The sequence below is a fragment of the Pseudomonas sp. GW822-FHT01E03 genome, assembly GCF_058802985.1.
In genome coordinates, this window is sequence record NZ_JBXAOQ010000004.1 from 56,509 (window position 1) to 76,573 (window position 20,065).

Here is a 20,065-nt window from a genome sequence, read left to right on the forward strand (position 1 = left end):
TGCATTCCAAATTGTGGGAGCGAGCTTGCTCGCGATAGCTGTCTGGCAGACTACAAATATCTCAAGCTGTCAGATCAGCGGCTCATTCGCCTTCTTGTGCTTCCAGCTGTCATTGCCCGGCAGGATCAGGTTCAAGCCGATCGCCACCACCGCGCACAGCGCGATACCCTTGAGGCCGAAATCGTCCGGCCCGGTGCCGGTGCCGATCAGCACGCCGCCGATCCCGAACACCAGGGTCACCGAAACAATCACCAGATTGCGCGCCTCGCCCAGATCGATCTTGTGGCGGATCAGCGTATTCATCCCCACCGCCGCAATCGAACCGAACAACAGGCACAGAATCCCGCCCATCACCGGCACCGGAATGCTTTGCAGCAGTGCGCCGAATTTACCGATGAACGCCAGGCTGATGGCGAAGATCGCCGCCCAGGTCATGATTTTCGGGTTGTAGTTCTTGGTCAGCATGACTGCGCCGGTCACTTCGGCGTAGGTGGTGTTGGGCGGGCCGCCGAACAGACCGGCCGCCGTGGTGGCGATGCCATCGCCGAGCAGCGTGCGGTGCAGGCCGGGCTTCTTTAGGTAATCGCGACCGGTCACGCTACCCACGGCAATCACGCCGCCGATGTGTTCGATGGCCGGGGCCAGGGCCACCGGAACGATGAACAGAATCGCCTGCCAGTTGAATTCCGGTGCGGTGAAGTGCGGGATGGCGAACCACGGTGCCGCCGCAATCTTCGCGGTGTCGACCACTCCGAAGTAGAACGCCATGCCAAAACCCACCAGCACGCCGGAGATGATCGGCACCAGGCGAAAGATGCCCTTGCCGAAAACCGCGACGATCAGTGTGGTCAGCAGAGCGGGCATCGAAATCATCATTGCCGTCTGGTAATGAATCAACTCACTGCCGTCGCCGGCCTTGCCCATGGCCATGTTGGCTGCAATCGGCGCCATGGCCAGGCCGATCGAAATGATCACCGGCCCGATCACCACCGGCGGTAGCAGGCGGTCGATGAAGCCGGTGCCTTTGATCTTCACCGCGAGGCCGAGGAAGGTGTAGACGAAACCTGCCGCCATCACGCCGCCCATGGTCGCGGCCAGGCCGAACTGGCCCTTGGCGAGAATGATCGGGGTGATGAAGGCAAAGCTCGATGCCAGGAACACCGGCACCTGACGCCCGGTGACGATCTGGAACAGGATCGTCCCCAGGCCGGCCGTGAACAGCGCCACGTTCGGGTCGAGACCGGTAATCAGCGGCATCAACACCAGGGCGCCAAAGGCCACGAACAGCATCTGTGCACCCGACAGCACCGTGCGCCAGAGCGGATCGTTGAACTCTTGCTGCATGGTCACGCGTCCTTCTGCTTGGTGCCGAAGATCTTGTCACCGGCATCGCCCAACCCTGGGATGATGTAGCCGTGTTCGTTCAGTTTTTGATCAATGGAAGCGGTGTAGATGATCACGTCCGGGTGAGCTTTTTCTACAGCGGCGATGCCTTCCGGGGCGGCAACCAGCACCATGGCGCGGATGTCGCGGCAGCCGGCCTTTTTCAGCAGGTCGATGGTGGCAACCATGGAGCTGCCGGTGGCGAGCATCGGGTCGATGATCATCGCCAGGCGTTCGTCGATTTCCGGAACCAGTTTTTCCAGGTAGGTGTGGGCCTGCAGGGTTTCTTCGTTGCGGGCAACGCCCACGGCGCTGACCTTGGCGCCCGGGATCAGGCTGAGCACGCCCTCAAGCATGCCGATGCCGGCGCGCAGGATCGGTACGACGGTTATCTTCTTGCCGGCGATTTTCTCGACCGACACTGTGCCGCACCAGCCTTCGATATCGTAGGATTCCAGCGGCAGGTCTTTGGTGGCTTCATAGGTCAGCAGCGCGCCGACTTCCTGAGCGAGCTCACGGAAATTCTTGGTGCTGATGTCTGCGCGGCGCATAAGGCCAAGTTTATGACGGATCAGCGGGTGGCGGATCTCATGGATGGGCATGGGGAAAGGCTCCGGCGGCGGGCAAAAAAACCGGCCTAGATTAATCTATCCGAGGGTGTTGTCCTATAGACATACAGTACGTTAGTCCACAAACGCTTGATCTGGCCTCGCTTGATGCGTACCTTTGCCCGCTTTTCCTGATTCCGCCACCCCTTTGGAGAGCACCATGTCTGCTGATCTCGAGCATATCCGTCAAATCATGCGAGAGGCTGACTGCCTGTACACCGAAGCTGAAGTCGAGGCGGCCATCGCCCGCGTCGGTACACAAATCAACGATCAACTGGCGGATTCCAACCCGGTGGTGTTCTGCGTGATGAACGGCGGGCTGATTTTCTCCGGCAAGCTGCTGACCTATCTGCATTTTCCGCTGGAAGCGTCCTACCTGCACGCCACCCGCTATCGCAACGAAACCAGCGGCGGCGACCTGTTCTGGAAAGCCAAGCCGGAAGTTTCTTTCATCGACCGTGACGTACTGATCATCGACGACATCCTCGACGAAGGTCACACCCTGGGCGCGATCATCGACTTCTGCAAGCACGCCGGTGCCCGCAAAGTGCACACCGCCGTGCTGATCGACAAAGACCACGACCGCAAGGCCCGCCCGGACCTCAAGGCCGATTTCGTCGGTTTGCCGTGCATTGACCGCTACATCTTCGGTTATGGCATGGACTACAAAGGTTACTGGCGTAACGCCAACGGGATTTTCGCCGTTAAAGGAATGTAAGACATGGATACGCCTCGCTTTCTGGATCAGACCTTGTTCGCCGAACTGGCCGGGAAAGCCGCGGCCAATCCTCGTGGGCGCCAGCACCACAATTTCCATCAGATGGAAGACGCCTGTCATCGCATGGCGGTGGGGCTGCAGCCGTCCACGTATATCCCGCCTCATCGGCATTTGGGCGACAACAAGGCTGAAACCCTGTTGGTCCTCAAGGGGCGGCTGGGTGTGTTGATCTTTGACGAGGCCGGTGCGGTGTTGAGCAAGACCGTGCTGCAGGCCGGTGGGGACTGTGTCGGCGTGGACCTGCCAACCGGTGTGTTCCACGGTTTGGTGGTGCTGGAGGCCGACAGCATGATGTTCGAATGTAAGGCCGGTCCTTACCGTCCGGTCGGAGAGGGTGAGCTGGCGCATTGGGCGCCGCGCGAAGGCGAGCCGGGTGTTGCCGAGTATCAGGCCTGGATGCGCGCGCAGTTCGACTGATCGGTACCCTGTGGGAGCGAGCTTGCTCGCGATGGCGATGTCACTGACACATAGATGCTGGATGTGCCGACGTCATCGCGAGCAAGCTCGCTCCCACAGTGGCTTCTGTGCATTTGAACCACGTCCGTTTGCTCATGCTAGAGTGTTCGGCCCCGATTCCGGAACCTGTCATGAGCCCTTTGATCCGCAGTTGCGCCGCCCTGTTGCTGACCCTCAGCCTGCCACTGGCCGCCGCGCCGGCGCTCATGCACAGTCAATTCCTGCCGCCGGACGATCTCACGCTGCGTGATGCCGATCCCGAGCAGCAGCAACTGATGCAGGTCACCGATTATTCGGTAGTGGTCGGCGCTCAGCGTCAATCCAATCAACAGCCGATTCCGGTCACTTCGCCGCTGATGATTCGGCTCAAGGGCAAATCCCTGAACAAGGGCGCCACCATCAGTCAGGTGCTGGTCAACTTCGATGGTGAAAGCAAAAGCCTGAAGAAGCCGGTCTACGACGATAAGAGCAAAACCCTGACCCTCTATTACCCGCTCGCTCAATACCGGGTGGTGATCGACTTGTTGCGCAACGACACGGTGTATTGCCAGTTTCTCAGCTACGCCAATGGTCATGTCTGGGCCGATCTGCACACCGGCAGCACTCGTCCGCGTTGAGCCTTTAGCCCGCGCAGGGGTAAACTGCCCGCCCCGTGAAATGTCTGCGAGCTGGAGTCGGCAATGCGTAAAGATAAAAAACAAGTGATTGGTGACGAGATCGGTGATGAGCAGATCAAGTTGTTCCTCGATTTTGAACCGGTCGACGCGACTTCTCCGTCCCTGCACAAACTGGTCAAGGCCTATCGTGGCCTGCGCATTGACGATTTCGAGCGTTTCCTGACGTTCTTCGTCGAAGCGGGTTACGACGTGAATGGCAAGGATGAGCACGGCAATGACTTCGTCGCCCTGATCAAGGATCAGCGCAACGCGCCGGACTACATTGAACTGATCGAAAAAGCTCGCGGCTGAGTAAATTTCAGCCATAAAAAAACGCCCCGCTCTCAGTGAGAACGGGGCGTTTTTTGTAAGGCCGAATCAAGCGTAGCTTTCGGTCTCGCTGCTGGCTTCAACCAGTTCCAGGGCAACGTTGTTCTGCGTGTTGATCTTGCGATACAGCGCAGCGTCGGTTTCCAGGACCTTTTCCCGGGCCGGGAAAATTTCGGCCAGTTTGGTGGCCCATTCGCCCTTGGCTTTGCCCGGGAAGCATTTTTCGATCAGCTCAAGCATGATCGAAACGGTCACTGAGGCACCTGGCGAAGCGCCGAGCAGTGCCGCCAGGGAACCGTCCTTGGCCGCGACCAGTTCGGTACCGAATTGCAGGATGCCGCCTTTCTTCGGGTCTTTCTTGATGATCTGCACCCGTTGACCGGCCACTTCCAGGCGCCAGTCTTCAGCTTTCGCCTCAGGGTAGAAGCGACGCAGGGACTCCAGGCGCTGCTCCATCGACTGCATCACTTCGCTGACCAGGTACTTGGTCAGGTCCATGTTGTTTTTTGCCACGGACAGCATCGGCCCGATGTTGCCGGCGCGAACCGACATCGGCAGGTCCATGAAGGAGCCGTGCTTGAGGAACTTGGTGGTGAAGCCGGCGTACGGTCCGAACAGCAGGGATTTCTTGCCTTCAACGACGCGGGTATCCAGGTGCGGCACGGACATTGGTGGCGAACCCACGGCAGCCTGGCTGTAGACCTTGGCCTGGTGGTGCTTGACCACTTCCGGGTTGTCGCAACGCAGCCATTGGCCGCTGATCGGGAAGCCGCCGAAGCCTTTGCTCTCTTCGATGCCCGAGGCCTGCAGCAGCGGCAATGCCGCACCGCCCGCGCCGAGGAAAACGAACTTGGCGTCGACTTCACGGGTGTTGCCGCTGTTGACGTCCTTGATGCTGACAGTCCAGCCGCCGTTGCTGCGCTTGAGGCCGGTCACGCGCTTGCAGTACTTGACCTGGGCATCGGGTGCGCTGGTCAGGTGCTTGAGCAACTGGTTGGTCAGGGCGCCGAAGTTGACGTCGGTGCCATTGATCACGCGGGTCGCGGCGAGGGTTTCGCCAGGATCGCGACCAGGCATCATCAGCGGCATCCACTCGGCCATTTTGGCCTTGTCTTCGGTGTACTCCATGTCGGCGAAGGCGTGGTGCTTGCTCAGCACCTTGAAGCGTTCCTTGAGGAAGGACACGCCGCTGTCGCCCTGCACGAAACTCAGGTGTGGCACCGGGCTGATAAACGATTTGCACGAGCCGAACGTGCCTTTTTTGGTCAGATACGACCAGAATTGCTTCGACACCTCGAACTGGGTGTTGATGTGCACGGCTTTCTTGATGTCGACGGCGCCATCGGCGGCCTGCGGCGTGTAGTTGAGCTCACACAGCCCGGCGTGACCGGTACCGGCGTTGTTCCACGGGTTGGAACTCTCCGCGGCACCGGAATCCATCAGCTCGACGACTTCCAGCTTGATCGCGGGGTCGAGCTCTTTGAGCAGTACTGCAAGGGTGGCACTCATGATGCCGGCCCCAACCAGTACTACGTCGACTGCTTCGTTATGCGCCATTTAACGCGTCTCCAAAATCTGCAGCACCAAATTGTCGGCATGGCTGCCAGGAGTGACGGGGCGTGTCAGTGTTGCCCCAGGTACCCATGGCAGGATCGCCATGTCCGAATCTTCGCAATTTATCGCAACTTCGACGGACGCTACCTGCCAGGCCTAATGAGCCATATGAACTCATTTCAGCGCGCGGGAGGCAATTCGACTTATGGTCGATACATCCGTTTGTGCAACCAAATCCGTAGCGGACAGGCTTCAGGCTCCGGTGTTCGAGGAATACTCGGTCCTGTGTCGTTGGGCTGTTGTAGACGCTAATGGTGCATGTTCAGACGCAAAACTATTCATTTGCTCGCCACACTCTTGTGAAGTTGTGAAAACCCGTTTTTTTCACGCTCTTTTGAAGACGTGAACCTCAAAAAGGGCTGTCCCAGCCTGGCACCGTGCCCGGATGGATTGCCGCCATGGGATACAGGGCAGGCAAAACGGGCAAACAGCTCAGTGACCGAGCGTAATGACAGCTCTGCAGATTCGCGAAAAGTGGAGGTTTTGCTCAACAAAACAGCAAGCGCGCCAGCTTCACTCGATCTGTGTGGGCGGCTCTCTGTGGGCGGTGCGGGGGTGTCAATACAAGCGCATTGACGATGCTGCGAGGCCCGATCAGGAGACGTCCTTATAATCGGGGGGAGATTGTATCTAAGAAACGCAGGGAAATGGTCGTGTTTAATGACTTTTATTAGGTGTTTGGTCAGGTCGTCATCATTTGATGTGCACGCGAGCGTGGCCGGTGCTGCTGCGAAACGACGCGGGCACCGGCAGGCAGCGGCTGATTCAGCCAGTTCAGGCGGATCTCTTCGATTTCAACCCAGCCATCGCCCATGGGCTGGAGGCTGCACTGTTTGAAGGCCTGGCAACGGCCGTTGCGGTCGAGCAGGGCGAAGCAGCGATGCAGTGGGCGTGGCGCGAACAGAGAGATCAGATGGCGCATGGCGATATACCGTTTGGGTGTCTGCCGAGAAGATTGCCTGCAGGCCATTACGTGCAAGTGTATGGGGGGTGACATCTGCATGACAGGAACCGCGTTGCCAGGGGCTTGTCAGAGATTTCATCAAACACTGTGAGGTGCTGGTTACCCGCAGTGGCGCACCGCTATACTGCCGGCCTGTTTGTGCCTGATTCTGGAGAGAAGAGCATGTTGCAACGCCTGTTGTTCGGTTTGATCACTGTGACCAGTTTGACCCTGGTTGGCTGCGCCCACAGCCCGCAACAACTGAGCCCGGAACCCAAGCTGACGGCTCAACTGGCGCCCGTCGGCCACGGTCAGCCTGTTGTGGTGCGTGTGGTGGACGGACGTCCGTCGCCAACCCTCGGCACCCGTGGTGGCCTGTACCCGGAGACCAGCGCGATTACCGTACAAGGCGCGCAGATCCTGCCGAAACTGCAGGCTCAGGCCGAAGCTGCCGTGCGTCTGTTGGGTTTCACCCCGACCGCCAATGCGGCGAACGCACCGCAAATCACCGTGACCCTGGCCGAGCTGAAGTATCAGTCGCCTAAAGAAGGCATGTACGTGACCGAAGCCACCATCGGCGCGACCTTCCGCTCGGATGTGCAGAACGCCAACCGTCGCTACAGCGGCCGTTATGGTGCTTCCCTGGACCAGCGCTTCGGTATGGCGCCGAACCAGGAAACCAACACCAAGCTGGTCAGCGATGTGCTCAGTGATGCGTTGACCCGCCTGTTCAAGGACCCGACTGTGGGGCAGGTTCTCGGCGAGTAATGCGAGCCCACTGCAGGAGCGAGCCTGCTCGCGATGGTCGTTAACGATTACGCGGGGAATCTGATACCCCGCGGCGTCCTCAAGTCCATCGCGAGCAAGCTCGCTCCTACAGATCGGTATCAGGCAGCTTGCGAGTAAAAATCCAGCACGCTCACGCCCGTCAGTAAATCCGCCTCCGGCAAATCCGCATGCTGGTGGCCGCCGAGTGCGCAATACACCAGCCAGTGGCGGTCCTGAACGTTGAAGGCGAGACTGCCGACGAGGGCTTGTTGTTCTTCGCTGGGGGTGATGAGGTAAAGACGATCCTGGTTTTCGGCGTGGAGCATGACGTGATCCGTGTCGGTTTCGAGGCGCGCATGTTCGCCGATACAGATGACGAAGCCGTGACTCAGGACAGCTATTGATCAAACGCTTCGTTATTTGTCGGAAACATAGGGCAGGCGCGCAGGCTTTCGGTAGAATCCGCGCCGCGGTCGCCGGTCCGGCACCTGCCACCTGTGTTACTTGAGGTTTGTGATGTCGCTGCACTTGATGACGCTGTTTACCGCCCATCCCGCCAAATTGATCAATCTGCTGGCCTTGTTCTTTGCCTTCCCCGGCGGCTGGTTGGTGCACGCCACCCGTCGTCGCGAACTGCGCGCGATGGCCAGTCTGCAGGCGCAGCGCCAGAGCAGCCCCAGCGTAGAGCCCACGCTGGACTGGGCGACCTTGCGCAAGAACCGGTTTTTCTACATCTTCGGCTTTGCCTGCATGGGAATGGCACTGCTGGTGTCGTGGATCAGTACGCAGGTCTGAGGCTGAAGTAAACCCTGTGGCGAGGGGGCTTGCCCCCGTTCGGCGGCGAAGCCGTCGTCACCTCGACAGGGACGCTGTGTCAGAGGGAAAACCTTCTTGGGTTTTAGGGCCGCTTCGCAGCCCAACGGGGGCAAGCCCCCTCGCCACAAAAGCGCCGTCAGGCCGATACCGCTTACAGCGGCAACCCTGCCTTCACCCGGTACTGATTGCGCACCGGTGTCGCATATTGCAGCACCAGGAATGGACGATGCTCTTCAGGGCAGGCGTCCAGGCGGCGTTGCCATTCTTCCTGGGCCTTGGCCAGTTCCTCGGCCGGGAACACTTCGGCGGCTTTCGGCACCTGCAACTGCGGATCGGTGTCCTTCCACTGCGCGTAAGCCAGGTAGTGCACGGGGAACAAGCGGTATCCGCTGAGGATTTGCCGGTCCATCTCGACCGCCAATTGCTTGGTGTCTTCGAACAGTTCGGTGATCGGTGCGGCAAAGTTCACATGCACCCGGCCCTTGTAGCCGGTGATGCCCTTGGCGATGCTCACGTCATCCTCGCCCGGCACCTTGGTGTAGCTGCCGGTGGTGGCGCGGATGTAAAGCTCGCGGGCCTTGGCCTGATCGCACGGGTCGTACTCGTAGCTGATCGACACCGGGGTCAGGTTCAGCGACTGAATGACTTCGCCGAACGGCTCGTCCTTGCGGCTCATGTGGAACATCTTGAGGATTGCCGATTCGGTACGGTCGTCACCGTCCTTGGCGCGGCCTTCGGCCTGGGCGATCCAGATCGAGGCGCAATCGTTGCGGATCGAATGATTGATGTACGCCGACAACAGCTGATAAGCCGCCATTTTTTCCCGACGTCCGCTGATCGAGCGGTGCACGATGAAGCTCTTGTTCAGGCGCATCAGGTCGCTGACGAAAGGCTTTTGCAGCAGGTTATCGCCAATGGCGATGCGTGGCGTCGGCAGGCCGGCGTGGTACACGGCATAGTTGACGAAGGCCGGGTCCATCACGATGTCGCGGTGGTTGGCGATGAACAGATAGGCGCTGCCGGACTTGAATTGCTCCACCCCGGTATAGGTGACACCGTCGGTGGCACGCTCAATGGTGTGGTCGACGTAAACCTCGACTTTGTCCTGCAGCGTGGCCACTGAGGTAATGCCGGCAAACTCACGGCGCAGCCGATGGGCTATAAGAGGTTTGAGTGCCCAGCCTAAAGCGCCGGCGAAACGCGGGAAGCGGAAGTGGGTGAGGATATCTAGAAACGCCTTGTCGCCGAGCAGCCGGTCCAGCACCGCTGGGACTTCGCTGTCGTCGTAAGGTCGGATGGCATCGAATTCGCCCATCATGCTCTCTTGTTAGAAACGGCTAGGGTAAGTAAAGGTTTTGATCGAAAACCGGCGGGGTACGGTCTGAAAAAGTAGCCAGACAAAAATAGCCCTGCAAATAGACCGGCGATTATACGCACAAGTCACTTGGGAGACCGCGATGCTGGAAACTGCGCAATATGAATGTCCGTATTGTGGTGAGGAAGTCGAGACGACGCTGGATTTGTCCGGTGGCGATCAGACCTATATTGAAGACTGCCAGGTGTGCTGTCGGCCGATAACCTTCGTGTTGCAGGTTCATGAAGAGGAATGGCATCTCGAAGTGTTCAGCGAAAACGAGTGAGGAGCGTGTATGCAGCGCATCTACGACCCGGAAAACCTGATGGAAGGCGAGTTGCTGCAAGGCATGCTCGCCAGCGAGGGCATTGAGGCGCATCTGGTGGGACGTGATCTGGTGGGAGCCACCGGTGAGTTGCCGATTTTCGGTTTGCTGGGTTTGGCAGTGGATAACGACCAGGCCGAATACGCCCGCGAGCTGATCACCGCGTACAATGCCGCGCTGCCGCTGTCTGGCGATGAACCGGACAGCTTCCCCGGCACGCTGGTCTGTTAGGCTGGCGTTCGTTTGATCAAGAGTCGTGTTGCCCCATGTGTGGACGTTATGCCCTGTTTCGCTGGAACCCCGCCTTCGCGGCGCTGCCCGGTTTTCCCGCCGACCAGCAGGCGCAGTGGAACATTTCCCCCAATGATTCGGTGTTGATGCTACGGGCCGAACCAGACGGTCAGCGCACGCTGGCCCGCGCCCGCTGGGGCCTGACGCCACCCTGGCTGACCGATCTGTCCCGCACCCCGGCCCACGCCCGCGCCGAAACCGTTGCCGAACAGCCAATGTTTCGCCAGGCCTTGCGCGAGCGCCGCTGCCTGTTGCCGGCCAATGGTTTCTACGAATGGCGCGGCACGACGCGCAAGCGCCCGTATTGGCTGACACCAGGGGAGGGCTCGTCATTATTTTTTGCGGCGATCTGGGAGGCGTATCCGGTACAGGAGCAGGTGTGGCTGAGTACCGCGGTGATTACCCAGCCGGCAGCGAGCCAGCGGCGGCCGTTGATTCTTGATGAGGCGGGGCAGGCCGCGTGGTTGGATCCCGAGACGCCGTTGCATGCTTTGCAAGCATTGCTGGCCAGTGAACCTGCGGCATTGCGCGAACGGGTGCTGGCCAACATGGTGAATGATCCGAAGCTCAATGGGCCGGAGTGCCTTACTCCGGGTTGAGCTAATGGGTGGCTGAACCGGCCCCATCGCGAGCAAGCTCGCTCCCACAGGGAATTTGTGACGCCACAGATCCAATGTGGGAGCGAGCTTGCTCGCGATGGGGGCTTCGGATCAGACCCGGAACTGATTGATCAACCGCCGCTGCTGCTCAGCCAGTTTGGTCAAGTCCGCACTGGCCGCGCTCGACTCATCCGCCCCACCGGCCACTTCATTGGCCACCTGGCCGATGTTGATCACGTTGCGGTTAATGTCGTCCGCCACCGCACTTTGCTCCTCGGCCGCGCTGGCAATCTGGGTGTTCATGTCGTTGATCACCGACACGGCCTGAGTAATGGTTTCCAGTGCTTCGGCGGCCTTCGATGCGTGCAGTACGCTTTCGTCCGTGCGGTTCTGGCTGTCCTCCATGACTCGCACCACATCCCGGGTGCCTTGCTGCAGTTGCTGGATCATGGTCTGGATTTCTTCGGTGGCCTTTTGCGTCTTCTGCGCCAGGTTACGCACCTCGTCGGCCACCACGGCAAAACCTCGGCCCTGTTCACCGGCACGGGCGGCTTCGATGGCTGCGTTAAGGGCCAGCAGGTTGGTCTGCTCGGCGATCCCGCGAATGGCGGTGAGGATGGCGTTGATGTTTTCGCTGTCCTTGGCCAGGGTTTGCACCACGCCGACGGCCCGGCCGATCTCCACGGCGAGGGCACCAATCGAGTTCGAGGTGTCGCGCACGATCTGCATGCCCTGGCTGGCGGCCTGATCGGCATGGCTGGCGGCCTGTGCGGCCTGGGTCGCATTGCGCGCGACGTCCTGGGCGGTGGCGGTCATTTCCTGTACGGCGGTGGCCACTTGATCAATCTCGGCCATTTGCTTGTGCACACCGGTGTTGGTGCGGATGGCGATGTCGGCGGTGTGTTCCGACGAATCGCTGACGCTCTGCACCGAAGTCACCACTTGGGTGATCATCGCCTGCAACTTGGCCAGGAAAGTGTTGAAGCCTTTGGCGATCGAGCCCAGTTCATCGGCGCGATCGCTGGTCAGGCGTCGGGTCAGGTCGCCTTCGCCCTGGGCGATATCGTCGAGCATGGCCACCATCTGCTTGAGCGGGCGGGCGATGCCGTGGCCCACCAGCCAGATCACCAGCAAGCCGATACCGGCAATCACCAAGCCAACCATCGCCATGCCGAAGGTGTCGGATTTGCGCTGCGCGTCCAGGTCGGCCTGGAGCTTTTGCAGGTCGGCCATGACCGCATTCAGCGGCAACTGCAGCATCAGGGTCCAGCGGGCGTCGGTCTGGCCGATGCCGAACGGCAGGTACAACTCGATCCGGCCCTGGGCCTTGTCGACGGTATAGGTGACTTCGCCGCGCTTGAGATTGGCCATGTTGGCGATCTGTTTGCTGTCGAGGATGTCGCTGACCTTCTCGCCGAATTTGCTCGGATCCTTGGTGTAGGCAACGATCCGGCCATTGCCGCCGATCAGGGCCATTTCCCCGGCGCCGCTGTAAAGCTTCTGGTTGGCGCCCAGGAGCATTTCCTGGATGAAGTTCACCGACAGGTCGGCGCCGACGATGCCCTGGAAGGCACCGTTGAGCATGATTGGCTCAATAAAGGAGGCGAGCATGACGATTTTGTCGCCCACCTTATAAGGCGCCGGGTCGATCACGCAGGATTTTTTGGTTTCTTTCGAGCACAGGTAGTACTCGCTGGCGCGCACGCCAGTGGACAGGGTTTTCTGGTCGTCGACGTCCACCAGTTTGTCCAGGCCCAGGGTGCCGTCGTCGTTGCGGAACCACCAGGGCAGGAAGCGCCCGTTGCTGGCGTCGATGCCGACCACCTGGGTGCCGACGTAGGCCGCATCGTTGTGATCCAGTGCGTCTTTTTCCCAGCCGATGTAGGTGCCGAGGATTTTCGGGTTCTTGACCACGTTTTCCTTGATCAGGCCGATCAGTTGCTCGCGACTCAGGCTCAGGGCGGGCTGGCCATCGGCACCCGGTGTGCCGATCAGGGCGTTGACCCGCACCAGTCCGCCGGCAATCAGCAGCGGTGCTTCGAGTTCGCGCTGGATCTGGCTGACCTGGGTTTGCGCCAGGGACGTCAGGCGTTGTTCGATGACTTGCTCGAATTGGGCCTGGGTCCGCTCCTGGACCATGTCTTGCGTCCGGGCGCCGGAGAACAGTGCGTACACAACCAGCGCTGCCACGACACTAAGGACAATGGCGCCGGCAAGGGCCGCCACGGAAAACTGGATCGACTTGAATTTCATGGGGGCTCCGCACGCGAAAGGACGTCTGCCCAGGTGTATCGGCAGGGTGACGGGCGGGCATGAGCGTGGGCAGTTGAAAGGACCGTTTTTGCGTGCCGGATGTCGTAATTGAATCAATGAGCGGCGTGATGGGCAGCGGGTTGTCGTCGTATGTGAATTTTTTTCTACGGCGATGAGAGCTTTGTCCGAATTGTGCGTCTTACGTCCACTGTATCTGGCGTCGATACATTTCCACGCCTAGGATACTCGGCATGTTTTCAGGGAGTTTTTTGATGAACAAGATTTTGGGTGTCAGTGCACTGAGCGCAGCGCTGCTGCTCACCGGCTGCCAGTCGGTCAATACCACCAAAGGCGGCGCTGTAGGCATTGAGCGCAAGCAGTACATGTTCAGCATGTTGTCCTCGCAACAGGTCGACCAGATGTACGCCCAGTCCTATCAGAAAACAGTGGGCGAAGCGTCCAGCAAGGGTGTGCTGGACAAGACCAGCAATGAAGCCCAGCGGGTTCAGGCGATTGCCGACCGGCTGATTGCCCAGGCGCCGAACTTCCGTCCGGACGCGGCCCAGTGGAAGTGGGAAGTCAACCTGATCAAGAGCGATGAGCTCAACGCCAACTGCGGCCCTGGCGGCAAGATCATTTTCTACACCGGGTTGATCGACAAACTGCAACTGACCGACGATGAAATCGCCGCGATCATGGGCCATGAAATCGCCCACGCCCTGCGTGAGCACGGTCGTGAAGCGATGTCCAAGGCTTACGGCATCGAAATGGCGAAGCAGGGCGCGGGTACCTTGCTCGGGTTGGGGCAGGACAGTCTGGCCCTGGCCGATACCGTGGCCAACTACGGCATGACCTTGCCCAACAGCCGTGCCAATGAAAACGAAGCGGACCTGATCGGCCTGGAACTGGCCGCCCGCGCCGGTTACAACCCGAATGCCGCGATCACCCTGTGGAACAAGATGAGCAAGGCCTCGGAAGGTTCGCCACCGGAGTTCATGAGCACTCACCCGGCGTCGTCGAGTCGTATTGCGGCGTTGCAGGCGGCGATTCCGAAGGTCATGCCTTTGTATGAGCAGGCCAAGAAGTCTTGACTATCAGATGCTGAAAATGTGGCGAGGGGGCTCGCCCCCGTTGGGCTGCGAAGCGGCCCCATTACCTGCAGCCGCAATTCAACAGTTACACCGCGGTTGCAGGATTTACGACTGCTGCGCAGCCGAACGGGGGCAAGCCCCCTCGCCACAGATTGATCTCAGTACCCGGGTCAAACCCACCCGCTGCTCTGCATCGCCTTGTACACCGCGACAATCGCCAGGATGAAGAACGCCGACGCCGCCAGTCGACGGATCAGGGTCAACGGCAATTTGTCCGCGGCAAAGTTACCGGCCAATACCACGGGCACGTTGGCAATCAGCATGCCGAGGGTGGTGCCGATGATCACCAGCCACAGCTCCGGATACTGCGCAGCCAGCATCACGGTCGCGATCTGCGTCTTGTCGCCGATTTCCGCCAGGAAGAACGCGATCAGCGTGGTCAGGAACGGCCCGAACTTGCGGGCGGTGCTGGCTTCGTCGTCATCCATCTTGTCCGGGACCAGGGTCCACAGTGCCGTGGCGGCGAAGCTCGCGGCGAGGATCCAGTGCAACATCGTATCCGAGAAGAAACTGCCGACCCAGGCGCCCACTGCACCGGCGGCCGCATGGTTGGCCAGGGTCGCGGCGACGATACCGGCGATGATCGGCCAGGGCTTGCGGAAACGGGCAGCGAGAATGAGCGCGAGCAGTTGCGTCTTGTCGCCGATTTCGGCCAAGGCAACGATTGCGGTAGGTACGAGTAGTGAATCCAGCATCAGGGGTTTTCCTAAGGGGCGGGTCGACACGGCTATGACACGTACAGCCTCCCCGCCCCGGGTAAGGTGTTCGTGTCATAGGTCTTGTCAAACCCTGCGATCCATCTGATGTGGATGCTTGGGTCGCATGCGCCATGGTCTGAGGACCAAGTATGTTGACGCATGCCGGACGAGCGTGGCGCTCGTGGGAGACTACTCCCCTAGGACGGAGCGGATTCTGCCTTTGCAAAACCCATTCGGCAAGCCTTCTTTTTCAAAGAAGTTCTATCCGCGCTTGGCTCGGTAGATCCGGAAGCCCTGTCCTTCGGCCTTGATCGCGCACACACCAAGATGCTCTTCGATCAACGGTTGATACTTCAGGAAGCTGTTCGCTACCAGACGAAGTTCGCCACCGTTTTTCAGATGTTTGGCCGCTTTTCGCAGCAAGTTCTCCGTTGCGAAATAGTCGGTGTGCACGCCGACATGGAACGGTGGATTGCTCAGGATCGCACTCAAACCCATCGGGGCGGCATCGATGCCGTCACCGGTAATCACCTCGGCTTCCAGACCATTGGCCGCCAGGGTCAGGCGACTGCTGGCAGCGGCAAAGGCATCCACATCCAGCAACGTGACCTGGTTATGCGGGTAACGACGTTTCACTGCCGCGCCCAAGACCCCTGCGCCGCAACCGAAATCGAGCAAGTGACCGCTGGGCAGTTTGTCCAGATGTTCCAGCAGCAGCGCGCTGCCGCGATCCAGGCGACCATGGCTGAACACCCCCGGCAGGCTGATGACCTTCAACGGGCCTTCGGCCAGCGGCAGTTCATAGGTCTGCGCCAGGCTCTCCAGCGGTTTGGCTTCAGGCGCGTTGGCCACGGTGACCAGCCAGAGCTGGCAGTGGCGCGCGCTGTCGAGTTTGCGTGGCTTGCCGAACGGGTTGAGTTGTTTGGCGGCACCTTCGATGCCGCTTTTTTTCTCGCCGACCAGGTACAGCTCGCGGCCAGCCAGCCGCGAGGCGAGGGCGTTGAGAATGTAGTCGGTCAGGTCCTTGGCCTTAGGCAGAAACACCACCGCTGTATCGAACTCGCGCTCGGGAGCATTCACACCAAAATGGCTGCGCTCGGCGAAGCGGGCGTCCAGCGCGGCCTGATCGCCGGCGTGCCAGCACCAGCCATGAGCTTCGGGCAGACGGCCCAGCAAGTCGTCGGCGGGCAAGCCGGCCAACAACACCGAACCCTGGAATAACTCGGCCTGACGAAGCAGTACTTCACTGCGCGGATCCATAACTGCTCCTGTGAAAAAAAGTGCCGCAGTTTATCAACTGACGACCCGCCGCGCCTTACCGCTGAAGTATCCCAGTGCGTTTTCGGTCACCTGGCCAACGATTCGCTGGCGCGCTTCGCGGCTGCCCCAGGCGTTGTGCGGGGTGACGATCAGGCGCGGGATGTCATGGGCCAGCAGCGGATTGCCGTTGACGGGAGGCTCGACGCTCAGCACGTCAGTGGCGGCGCCGCCCAGATGCCCGTTGCGCAAGGCGTTGGCCAGCGCCTGTTCGTCGATCAGGCCTCCGCGGGCGGTGTTGACCACGAACGCGCCGGGTTTCATCGCGGCCAGTTCGCGGGCGCCGATGAAGTGGCGGGTGTGTTCGTTGAGCGGGCAGTGCAGGGTCAGGGCATCGACTTGCGGTAGCAGTTCATCCAGTGGCAGGCGGTCCGGCCGTGCAGGGCGCCCTGGAATTTGCCCCAGCACAACGCGCATACCGAAGGCTTCAGCCAGCCGTGCGACCGCGCCGCCCAATTCGCCATGGCCCAAAAGACCAAGGGTTTTGCCTTCGAGTTCGACAATCGGGTAATCCAGCAAACAGAATTGTTTGGCTTGCTGCCAGCGGCCTTCGCCGACGGCTTTTTGATAATCGGCCAGGCGCGTGGCCAAGTTGAGCAGCAGCATGATCGTGTGCTGCGCCACCGACGGTGTGCCGTAGCCCTGGCAGTTGCACACGGTAATCCCGTGGGCGCGGGCGGCGGCGAGGTCGACATTGTTGGTGCCGGTGGCGGTGATCAGGATCAGCTTGAGATCAGGGCTGGCGGCCATGGCGGCGGCATCGATCAGGATCTTGTTGCTGATGGCGACGGTCGCACCCTTGAGGTGTTCGATGACTTGATCGGGCAAGGTCTGGGCGAACAGTTGCAAATCGCCGAAACAACTGCGCAGCGGGTCGAGGTCAAGGTCGCCGAGGTCCAGGGACGGGTGGTCGAGGAAAACGGCGCGGCGGGTGTTCGTCATCAACTGTACCTTTTGTGCAATGAACTGAAGGCGTAATCTGCCGAGCCTACCAGATGAAATAAATAGTTACGCTTGGCCTGAAGGAGCCCCCAATGTACTGGACAGAGTTCTTGACCGTTGCCCTGATTCACCTGCTGGCCGTGGCCAGCCCTGGCCCGGACTTTGCCGTGGTGGTGCGCGAGAGTGTTACCCACGGTCGTCGCGCGGGCACCTGGACTGCGCTGGGCGTGGGCACGGCGATTTTCCTGCACGTGGGTTACTCGCTGTTGGGTATCGGCCTGATCGTGTCCCAGTCGATCGTGCTGTTCAATGCCTTGAAATGGGCCGCCGCCGCTTACCTGCTGTACATCGGTTACAAGGCGCTGCGCGCGCAACCGGCCAAGTCTGTGGCTGACGACCTGCACAAGGAAGCCGGCGAGCGCACCGCCCGTGGTGCCTTCACTTCGGGTTTCGTCACCAACGGTCTCAATCCGAAAGCCACGCTGTTCTTCCTCTCGCTGTTCACTGTGGTAATCAACCCGCACACGCCGCTGGCCGTGCAGGCCGGGTACGGGGTTTACCTGGCGGTGGCGACAGCGACCTGGTTCTGCCTGGTGGCGATGTTGTTCAGCCAGCAGCGCGTACGCGCCGGTTTCGCCCGCATGGGCCACTGGTTCGACCGGACCATGGGCGCGGTGCTGATCGCGATTGGCGTGAAGCTCGCTTTTACCGAGATGCACTGATCAGATATCTATCCCTGTAGGAGCTCGCTCGCGATGCGCGTCAACGATAACGCTTGATATCTGACCCCCCCGCGGTAATCCCGGGTTCATCGCGAGCAATCGAGCGTCGACCGGCTGCTCCTACAGATGATCAAACCTTGCGAATGATGGCGCAGCGCTATCATTCATGGGGTTCTGCAAATCATTCCTTTGGCTGATTTGGCTGACGTTCAAGGGCACTACAGTGCGTACTTTCAGTCACGACCGTGCAGTCAGATTAAAGGGATTATTATGTTGAAGACTCGCGTTATCCCCCCGGCCGAAGGCGCTTACCAGTACCCGCTGTTGATCAAACGGCTGCTGATGTCCGGTGCCCGTTATGAGAAAACCCGCGAGATCATCTACCGCGACAAGTTGCGCTATAGCTACCCGACCTTGATCGAACGGGTAGCCCGCCTGGCCAACGTGCTGACAGCGGCCGGAGTCAAGCCCGGGGATGCCGTGGGTGTGATGGACTGGGACAGCCATCGTTACCTGGAATGCATGTTCGCCATCCCGATGATCGGTGCGGTGATCCACACCATCAACGTGCGCCTGTCGCCGGAACAGATCCTCTACACCATGAACCACGCCGAGGACCGCTTTGTGCTGGTCAACAGCGAGTTCGTCGGTCTCTACAAGGCCATCGAGGGGCAACTGACCACGGTCGACAAAACCCTGCTGTTGACTGACCTGCCGGAAAAAACCGCGGACCTGCCGAATCTCGTCGGCGAATACGAGCAACTGCTGGCCGCGGCGAGCCCGCAATACGACTTCGAGGACTTCGACGAAAACTCGGTCGCGACCACGTTCTATACCACCGGCACCACCGGCAACCCCAAGGGCGTGTACTTCACCCATCGGCAACTGGTGCTGCACACCATGGGCGTGTCGACCATCATGGGCGCGATCGATAGCGTGCGCCTGCTGGGCACCAACGACGTGTACATGCCGATCACCCCGATGTTCCACGTGCACGCCTGGGGCTTGCCGTATGTGGCGACCATGCTCGGGCTCAAGCAGGTGTATCCCGGCCGCTATGACCCGGAGTACCTGGTGGAGTTGTGGCGCAAGGAAAAGGTCACGTTCTCTCATTGCGTACCGACCATTTTGCAGATGGTCCTCAATGCCAAGGCCGCGCAGACCGTCGACTTCGGCGGCTGGAAAATCGTCATCGGCGGCAGCGCCCTGAACCGCACGTTGTACGAGGCGGCCAAGGCCAAAGGCATTCAGCTGACCGCCGCCTACGGCATGTCGGAAACCGGGCCACTGGTTTCGTGCGCGCACCTCAACGACGAATTGATGGCGGGTACCGAAGACGAACGCACCACTTACCGGATCAAGGCCGGCGTGCCGGGGCCACTGGTGGAGGCGGCGATCGTCGACACCGAGGGCAACTTCCTGCCCGCCGATGGCGAGACCCAGGGCGAACTGGTGTTACGCGCGCCATGGCTGACCGAGGGGTATTTCAATGAGCCGCAGAAGGGCGCCGAGCTCTGGGCCGGAGGCTGGCTGCACACCGGTGACGTGGCGACCCTGGACAGCATGGGCGTGATCGACATTCGTGACCGGATCAAGGACGTGATCAAGACCGGTGGCGAGTGGATCTCCTCCCTGGACCTGGAAGACCTGATCAGTCGTCATGCGGCGGTACGTGAAGTAGCAGTGGTGGGGATCCCCGATCCGCAGTGGGGCGAGCGGCCGTTTGCCCTGCTGGTGCTCCGTGAGGGGCATGCAATCGGGGCGCGGGAACTCAAGGAACACCTCAAGCCGTTTGTGGAGCTGGGGCACTTGAGCAAGTGGGCGATTCCGAGCCAGATCGCCCTTGTTACTGAAATTCCCAAGACCAGTGTCGGCAAGCTCGACAAGAAGCGCATTCGTGTCGACATCAGCGAATGGCAAGCCACCAACAGCACCTTCCTCTCGACGCTTTAAGCGTCATCTCGCGTGCTCGAAAGGGCACGCCAGCCCCCACCAAGCAAGCGCTTGGCTTGTCAAAACGAAATTTTCAGCCATCCTTGCCGTGCCGACGGGTGTCGGACT

22 protein-coding genes, 1 pseudogene and 1 riboswitch are annotated in these 20,065 nt (G+C 60.3%); of the genes and pseudogenes, 12 read left to right on the forward strand and 11 right to left on the reverse strand.

The genetic code is table 11. The features are described from left to right. Positions 1-69: 69 nt before the first annotated feature. Both AC1RP7_RS09060 and upp read right to left on the reverse strand, forming a co-directional pair. Positions 70-1,344 (reverse strand): uracil-xanthine permease family protein, encoded by a 1,275-nt coding sequence (locus tag AC1RP7_RS09060; RefSeq protein WP_057713328.1) that lies wholly within the window; start codon positions 1,342-1,344, stop codon positions 70-72. A gap of 2 nt (positions 1,345-1,346) precedes the next feature. Then, positions 1,347-1,985 (reverse strand): uracil phosphoribosyltransferase, encoded by a 639-nt coding sequence (gene upp, locus AC1RP7_RS09065; protein ID WP_053159679.1) that lies wholly within the window; start codon positions 1,983-1,985, stop codon positions 1,347-1,349. 166 nt (positions 1,986-2,151) lie between these two features. Here upp and AC1RP7_RS09070 point away from each other — a divergent pair, with 166 nt between their 5' ends. The 4 genes from AC1RP7_RS09070 to AC1RP7_RS09085 all read left to right on the forward strand — a co-directional run bounded on the left by AC1RP7_RS09070 (position 2,152) and on the right by AC1RP7_RS09085 (position 4,193). Then, positions 2,152-2,709 carry a hypoxanthine-guanine phosphoribosyltransferase gene (locus tag AC1RP7_RS09070; protein WP_493181283.1) on the forward strand — a complete coding sequence of 186 codons (558 nt, stop codon included), beginning with the start codon at positions 2,152-2,154 and terminating at the stop codon, positions 2,707-2,709. A gap of 3 nt (positions 2,710-2,712) precedes the next feature. Continuing rightward, positions 2,713-3,186, forward strand: coding sequence for a WbuC family cupin fold metalloprotein (locus AC1RP7_RS09075; protein ID WP_154909520.1), 474 nt, complete (start codon positions 2,713-2,715; stop codon positions 3,184-3,186). Positions 3,187-3,356: 170 nt separating this feature from the next. After that, the gene (locus tag AC1RP7_RS09080) at positions 3,357-3,842 is read left to right on the forward strand and encodes a hypothetical protein (RefSeq protein WP_493181282.1); all 486 of its coding nucleotides are present in this window, start codon (positions 3,357-3,359) and stop codon (positions 3,840-3,842) included. A gap of 63 nt (positions 3,843-3,905) precedes the next feature. Further along, positions 3,906-4,193 carry a PA4642 family protein gene (locus tag AC1RP7_RS09085; protein ID WP_015096805.1) on the forward strand — a complete coding sequence of 96 codons (288 nt, stop codon included), beginning with the start codon at positions 3,906-3,908 and terminating at the stop codon, positions 4,191-4,193. A 66-nt stretch (positions 4,194-4,259) separates the two neighbouring features. On the opposite strand, the gene mqo is transcribed toward AC1RP7_RS09085, so the two are convergent. Together mqo and AC1RP7_RS09095 are read right to left on the reverse strand one after the other, a co-directional pair. Continuing rightward, entirely contained in the window at positions 4,260-5,768 is a 1,509-nt protein-coding gene (mqo, locus tag AC1RP7_RS09090) for a malate dehydrogenase (quinone) (protein WP_154860509.1), read from the reverse strand. A 739-nt stretch (positions 5,769-6,507) separates the two neighbouring features. After that, complete coding sequence (locus tag AC1RP7_RS09095; protein ID WP_493181280.1) at positions 6,508-6,747, reverse strand: hypothetical protein; 240 nt, start codon at positions 6,745-6,747, stop codon at positions 6,508-6,510. 204 nt (positions 6,748-6,951) lie between these two features. Here AC1RP7_RS09095 and AC1RP7_RS09100 point away from each other — a divergent pair, with 204 nt between their 5' ends. Continuing rightward, complete coding sequence (locus tag AC1RP7_RS09100; protein ID WP_057713333.1) at positions 6,952-7,536, forward strand: YajG family lipoprotein; 585 nt, start codon at positions 6,952-6,954, stop codon at positions 7,534-7,536. A gap of 119 nt (positions 7,537-7,655) precedes the next feature. On the opposite strand, the gene AC1RP7_RS09105 is transcribed toward AC1RP7_RS09100, so the two are convergent. Further along, positions 7,656-7,862: a hypothetical protein gene (locus tag AC1RP7_RS09105; RefSeq protein WP_033052291.1), complete on the reverse strand. Its 207-nt coding sequence runs from the start codon at positions 7,860-7,862 to the stop codon at positions 7,656-7,658. Between the two features lie 190 nt (positions 7,863-8,052). Between AC1RP7_RS09105 and AC1RP7_RS09110 the strand changes: the two genes are divergently transcribed. Next, a complete protein-coding gene (locus tag AC1RP7_RS09110; RefSeq protein ID WP_493181278.1) occupies positions 8,053-8,331 on the forward strand; it encodes a hypothetical protein in 279 nt (92 codons plus the stop codon). A gap of 172 nt (positions 8,332-8,503) precedes the next feature. Here the strand turns inward: AC1RP7_RS09110 and AC1RP7_RS09115 are convergent, their stop codons facing one another. Beyond that, positions 8,504-9,670 (reverse strand): 1-acyl-sn-glycerol-3-phosphate acyltransferase, encoded by a 1,167-nt coding sequence (locus tag AC1RP7_RS09115; protein ID WP_057713335.1) that lies wholly within the window; start codon positions 9,668-9,670, stop codon positions 8,504-8,506. Positions 9,671-9,809: 139 nt separating this feature from the next. On the opposite strand from AC1RP7_RS09115, the gene AC1RP7_RS09120 reads away from it, so the two are divergent. Genes AC1RP7_RS09120 through AC1RP7_RS09130 form a run of 3 tightly spaced genes read left to right on the forward strand, consistent with a single transcriptional unit; the run spans position 9,810 to position 10,921 of the window. Next, complete coding sequence (locus tag AC1RP7_RS09120; protein WP_053159662.1) at positions 9,810-9,992, forward strand: CPXCG motif-containing cysteine-rich protein; 183 nt, start codon at positions 9,810-9,812, stop codon at positions 9,990-9,992. A gap of 9 nt (positions 9,993-10,001) precedes the next feature. Continuing rightward, positions 10,002-10,262 carry a putative signal transducing protein gene (locus AC1RP7_RS09125; protein WP_057713336.1) on the forward strand — a complete coding sequence of 87 codons (261 nt, stop codon included), beginning with the start codon at positions 10,002-10,004 and terminating at the stop codon, positions 10,260-10,262. Positions 10,263-10,297: 35 nt separating this feature from the next. Then, complete coding sequence (locus AC1RP7_RS09130; RefSeq protein ID WP_046041890.1) at positions 10,298-10,921, forward strand: SOS response-associated peptidase; 624 nt, start codon at positions 10,298-10,300, stop codon at positions 10,919-10,921. 111 nt (positions 10,922-11,032) lie between these two features. Here the strand turns inward: AC1RP7_RS09130 and AC1RP7_RS09135 are convergent, their stop codons facing one another. Together AC1RP7_RS09135 and AC1RP7_RS09140 are read right to left on the reverse strand one after the other, a co-directional pair. After that, a complete protein-coding gene (locus AC1RP7_RS09135; protein ID WP_371318439.1) occupies positions 11,033-11,875 on the reverse strand; it encodes a methyl-accepting chemotaxis protein in 843 nt (280 codons plus the stop codon). Between the two features lie 12 nt (positions 11,876-11,887). After that, positions 11,888-13,174: pseudogene (locus AC1RP7_RS09140) on the reverse strand (methyl-accepting chemotaxis protein); the annotation flags it as partial. Between the two features lie 272 nt (positions 13,175-13,446). Here AC1RP7_RS09140 and AC1RP7_RS09145 point away from each other — a divergent pair. Beyond that, positions 13,447-14,265 (forward strand): M48 family metallopeptidase, encoded by an 819-nt coding sequence (locus AC1RP7_RS09145; RefSeq protein WP_057713338.1) that lies wholly within the window; start codon positions 13,447-13,449, stop codon positions 14,263-14,265. Between the two features lie 170 nt (positions 14,266-14,435). On the opposite strand, the gene AC1RP7_RS09150 is transcribed toward AC1RP7_RS09145, so the two are convergent. The 3 genes from AC1RP7_RS09150 to AC1RP7_RS09160 form a co-directional block, all read right to left on the reverse strand. Continuing rightward, positions 14,436-15,020 carry a TMEM165/GDT1 family protein gene (locus AC1RP7_RS09150; protein ID WP_008016665.1) on the reverse strand — a complete coding sequence of 195 codons (585 nt, stop codon included), beginning with the start codon at positions 15,018-15,020 and terminating at the stop codon, positions 14,436-14,438. An 89-nt stretch (positions 15,021-15,109) separates the two neighbouring features. Further along, positions 15,110-15,234: riboswitch (yybP-ykoY riboswitch) on the reverse strand. Positions 15,235-15,284: 50 nt separating this feature from the next. Beyond that, complete coding sequence (locus AC1RP7_RS09155; RefSeq protein WP_008045980.1) at positions 15,285-16,283, reverse strand: methyltransferase; 999 nt, start codon at positions 16,281-16,283, stop codon at positions 15,285-15,287. A gap of 33 nt (positions 16,284-16,316) precedes the next feature. Further along, a complete protein-coding gene (locus tag AC1RP7_RS09160) occupies positions 16,317-17,282 on the reverse strand; it encodes a 2-hydroxyacid dehydrogenase (protein WP_493181277.1) in 966 nt (321 codons plus the stop codon). Between the two features lie 92 nt (positions 17,283-17,374). On the opposite strand from AC1RP7_RS09160, the gene AC1RP7_RS09165 reads away from it, so the two are divergent. Beyond that, positions 17,375-18,004: a LysE family translocator gene (locus AC1RP7_RS09165; protein ID WP_057713341.1), complete on the forward strand. Its 630-nt coding sequence runs from the start codon at positions 17,375-17,377 to the stop codon at positions 18,002-18,004. Between the two features lie 270 nt (positions 18,005-18,274). Further along, entirely contained in the window at positions 18,275-19,957 is a 1,683-nt protein-coding gene (locus AC1RP7_RS09170; RefSeq protein ID WP_090457632.1) for a fatty acid--CoA ligase, read from the forward strand. Positions 19,958-20,065 lie beyond the last annotated feature (108 nt).

What these genes read in the sequence shown, in the direction of transcription:
- AC1RP7_RS09060 (WP_057713328.1), bottom strand. Translation starts at nt 1,344, where the DNA reads ATGCAGCAAGAGTTCAACGATCCGCTCTGGCGCACGGTGCTGTCGGGT.
- upp (WP_053159679.1), bottom strand. Translation starts at nt 1,985, where the DNA reads ATGCCCATCCATGAGATCCGCCACCCGCTGATCCGTCATAAACTTGGC.
- AC1RP7_RS09070 (WP_493181283.1), top strand. Translation starts at nt 2,152, where the DNA reads ATGTCTGCTGATCTCGAGCATATCCGTCAAATCATGCGAGAGGCTGAC.
- AC1RP7_RS09075 (WP_154909520.1), top strand. Translation starts at nt 2,713, where the DNA reads ATGGATACGCCTCGCTTTCTGGATCAGACCTTGTTCGCCGAACTGGCC.
- AC1RP7_RS09080 (WP_493181282.1), top strand. Translation starts at nt 3,357, where the DNA reads ATGAGCCCTTTGATCCGCAGTTGCGCCGCCCTGTTGCTGACCCTCAGC.
- AC1RP7_RS09085 (WP_015096805.1), top strand. Translation starts at nt 3,906, where the DNA reads ATGCGTAAAGATAAAAAACAAGTGATTGGTGACGAGATCGGTGATGAG.
- mqo (WP_154860509.1), bottom strand. Translation starts at nt 5,768, where the DNA reads ATGGCGCATAACGAAGCAGTCGACGTAGTACTGGTTGGGGCCGGCATC.
- AC1RP7_RS09095 (WP_493181280.1), bottom strand. Translation starts at nt 6,747, where the DNA reads ATGCGCCATCTGATCTCTCTGTTCGCGCCACGCCCACTGCATCGCTGC.
- AC1RP7_RS09100 (WP_057713333.1), top strand. Translation starts at nt 6,952, where the DNA reads ATGTTGCAACGCCTGTTGTTCGGTTTGATCACTGTGACCAGTTTGACC.
- AC1RP7_RS09105 (WP_033052291.1), bottom strand. Translation starts at nt 7,862, where the DNA reads ATGCTCCACGCCGAAAACCAGGATCGTCTTTACCTCATCACCCCCAGC.
- AC1RP7_RS09110 (WP_493181278.1), top strand. Translation starts at nt 8,053, where the DNA reads ATGTCGCTGCACTTGATGACGCTGTTTACCGCCCATCCCGCCAAATTG.
- AC1RP7_RS09115 (WP_057713335.1), bottom strand. Translation starts at nt 9,670, where the DNA reads ATGATGGGCGAATTCGATGCCATCCGACCTTACGACGACAGCGAAGTC.
- AC1RP7_RS09120 (WP_053159662.1), top strand. Translation starts at nt 9,810, where the DNA reads ATGCTGGAAACTGCGCAATATGAATGTCCGTATTGTGGTGAGGAAGTC.
- AC1RP7_RS09125 (WP_057713336.1), top strand. Translation starts at nt 10,002, where the DNA reads ATGCAGCGCATCTACGACCCGGAAAACCTGATGGAAGGCGAGTTGCTG.
- AC1RP7_RS09130 (WP_046041890.1), top strand. Translation starts at nt 10,298, where the DNA reads ATGTGTGGACGTTATGCCCTGTTTCGCTGGAACCCCGCCTTCGCGGCG.
- AC1RP7_RS09135 (WP_371318439.1), bottom strand. Translation starts at nt 11,875, where the DNA reads ATGATCACCCAAGTGGTGACTTCGGTGCAGAGCGTCAGCGATTCGTCG.
- AC1RP7_RS09145 (WP_057713338.1), top strand. Translation starts at nt 13,447, where the DNA reads ATGAACAAGATTTTGGGTGTCAGTGCACTGAGCGCAGCGCTGCTGCTC.
- AC1RP7_RS09150 (WP_008016665.1), bottom strand. Translation starts at nt 15,020, where the DNA reads ATGCTGGATTCACTACTCGTACCTACCGCAATCGTTGCCTTGGCCGAA.
- AC1RP7_RS09155 (WP_008045980.1), bottom strand. Translation starts at nt 16,283, where the DNA reads ATGGATCCGCGCAGTGAAGTACTGCTTCGTCAGGCCGAGTTATTCCAG.
- AC1RP7_RS09160 (WP_493181277.1), bottom strand. Translation starts at nt 17,282, where the DNA reads ATGACGAACACCCGCCGCGCCGTTTTCCTCGACCACCCGTCCCTGGAC.
- AC1RP7_RS09165 (WP_057713341.1), top strand. Translation starts at nt 17,375, where the DNA reads ATGTACTGGACAGAGTTCTTGACCGTTGCCCTGATTCACCTGCTGGCC.
- AC1RP7_RS09170 (WP_090457632.1), top strand. Translation starts at nt 18,275, where the DNA reads ATGTTGAAGACTCGCGTTATCCCCCCGGCCGAAGGCGCTTACCAGTAC.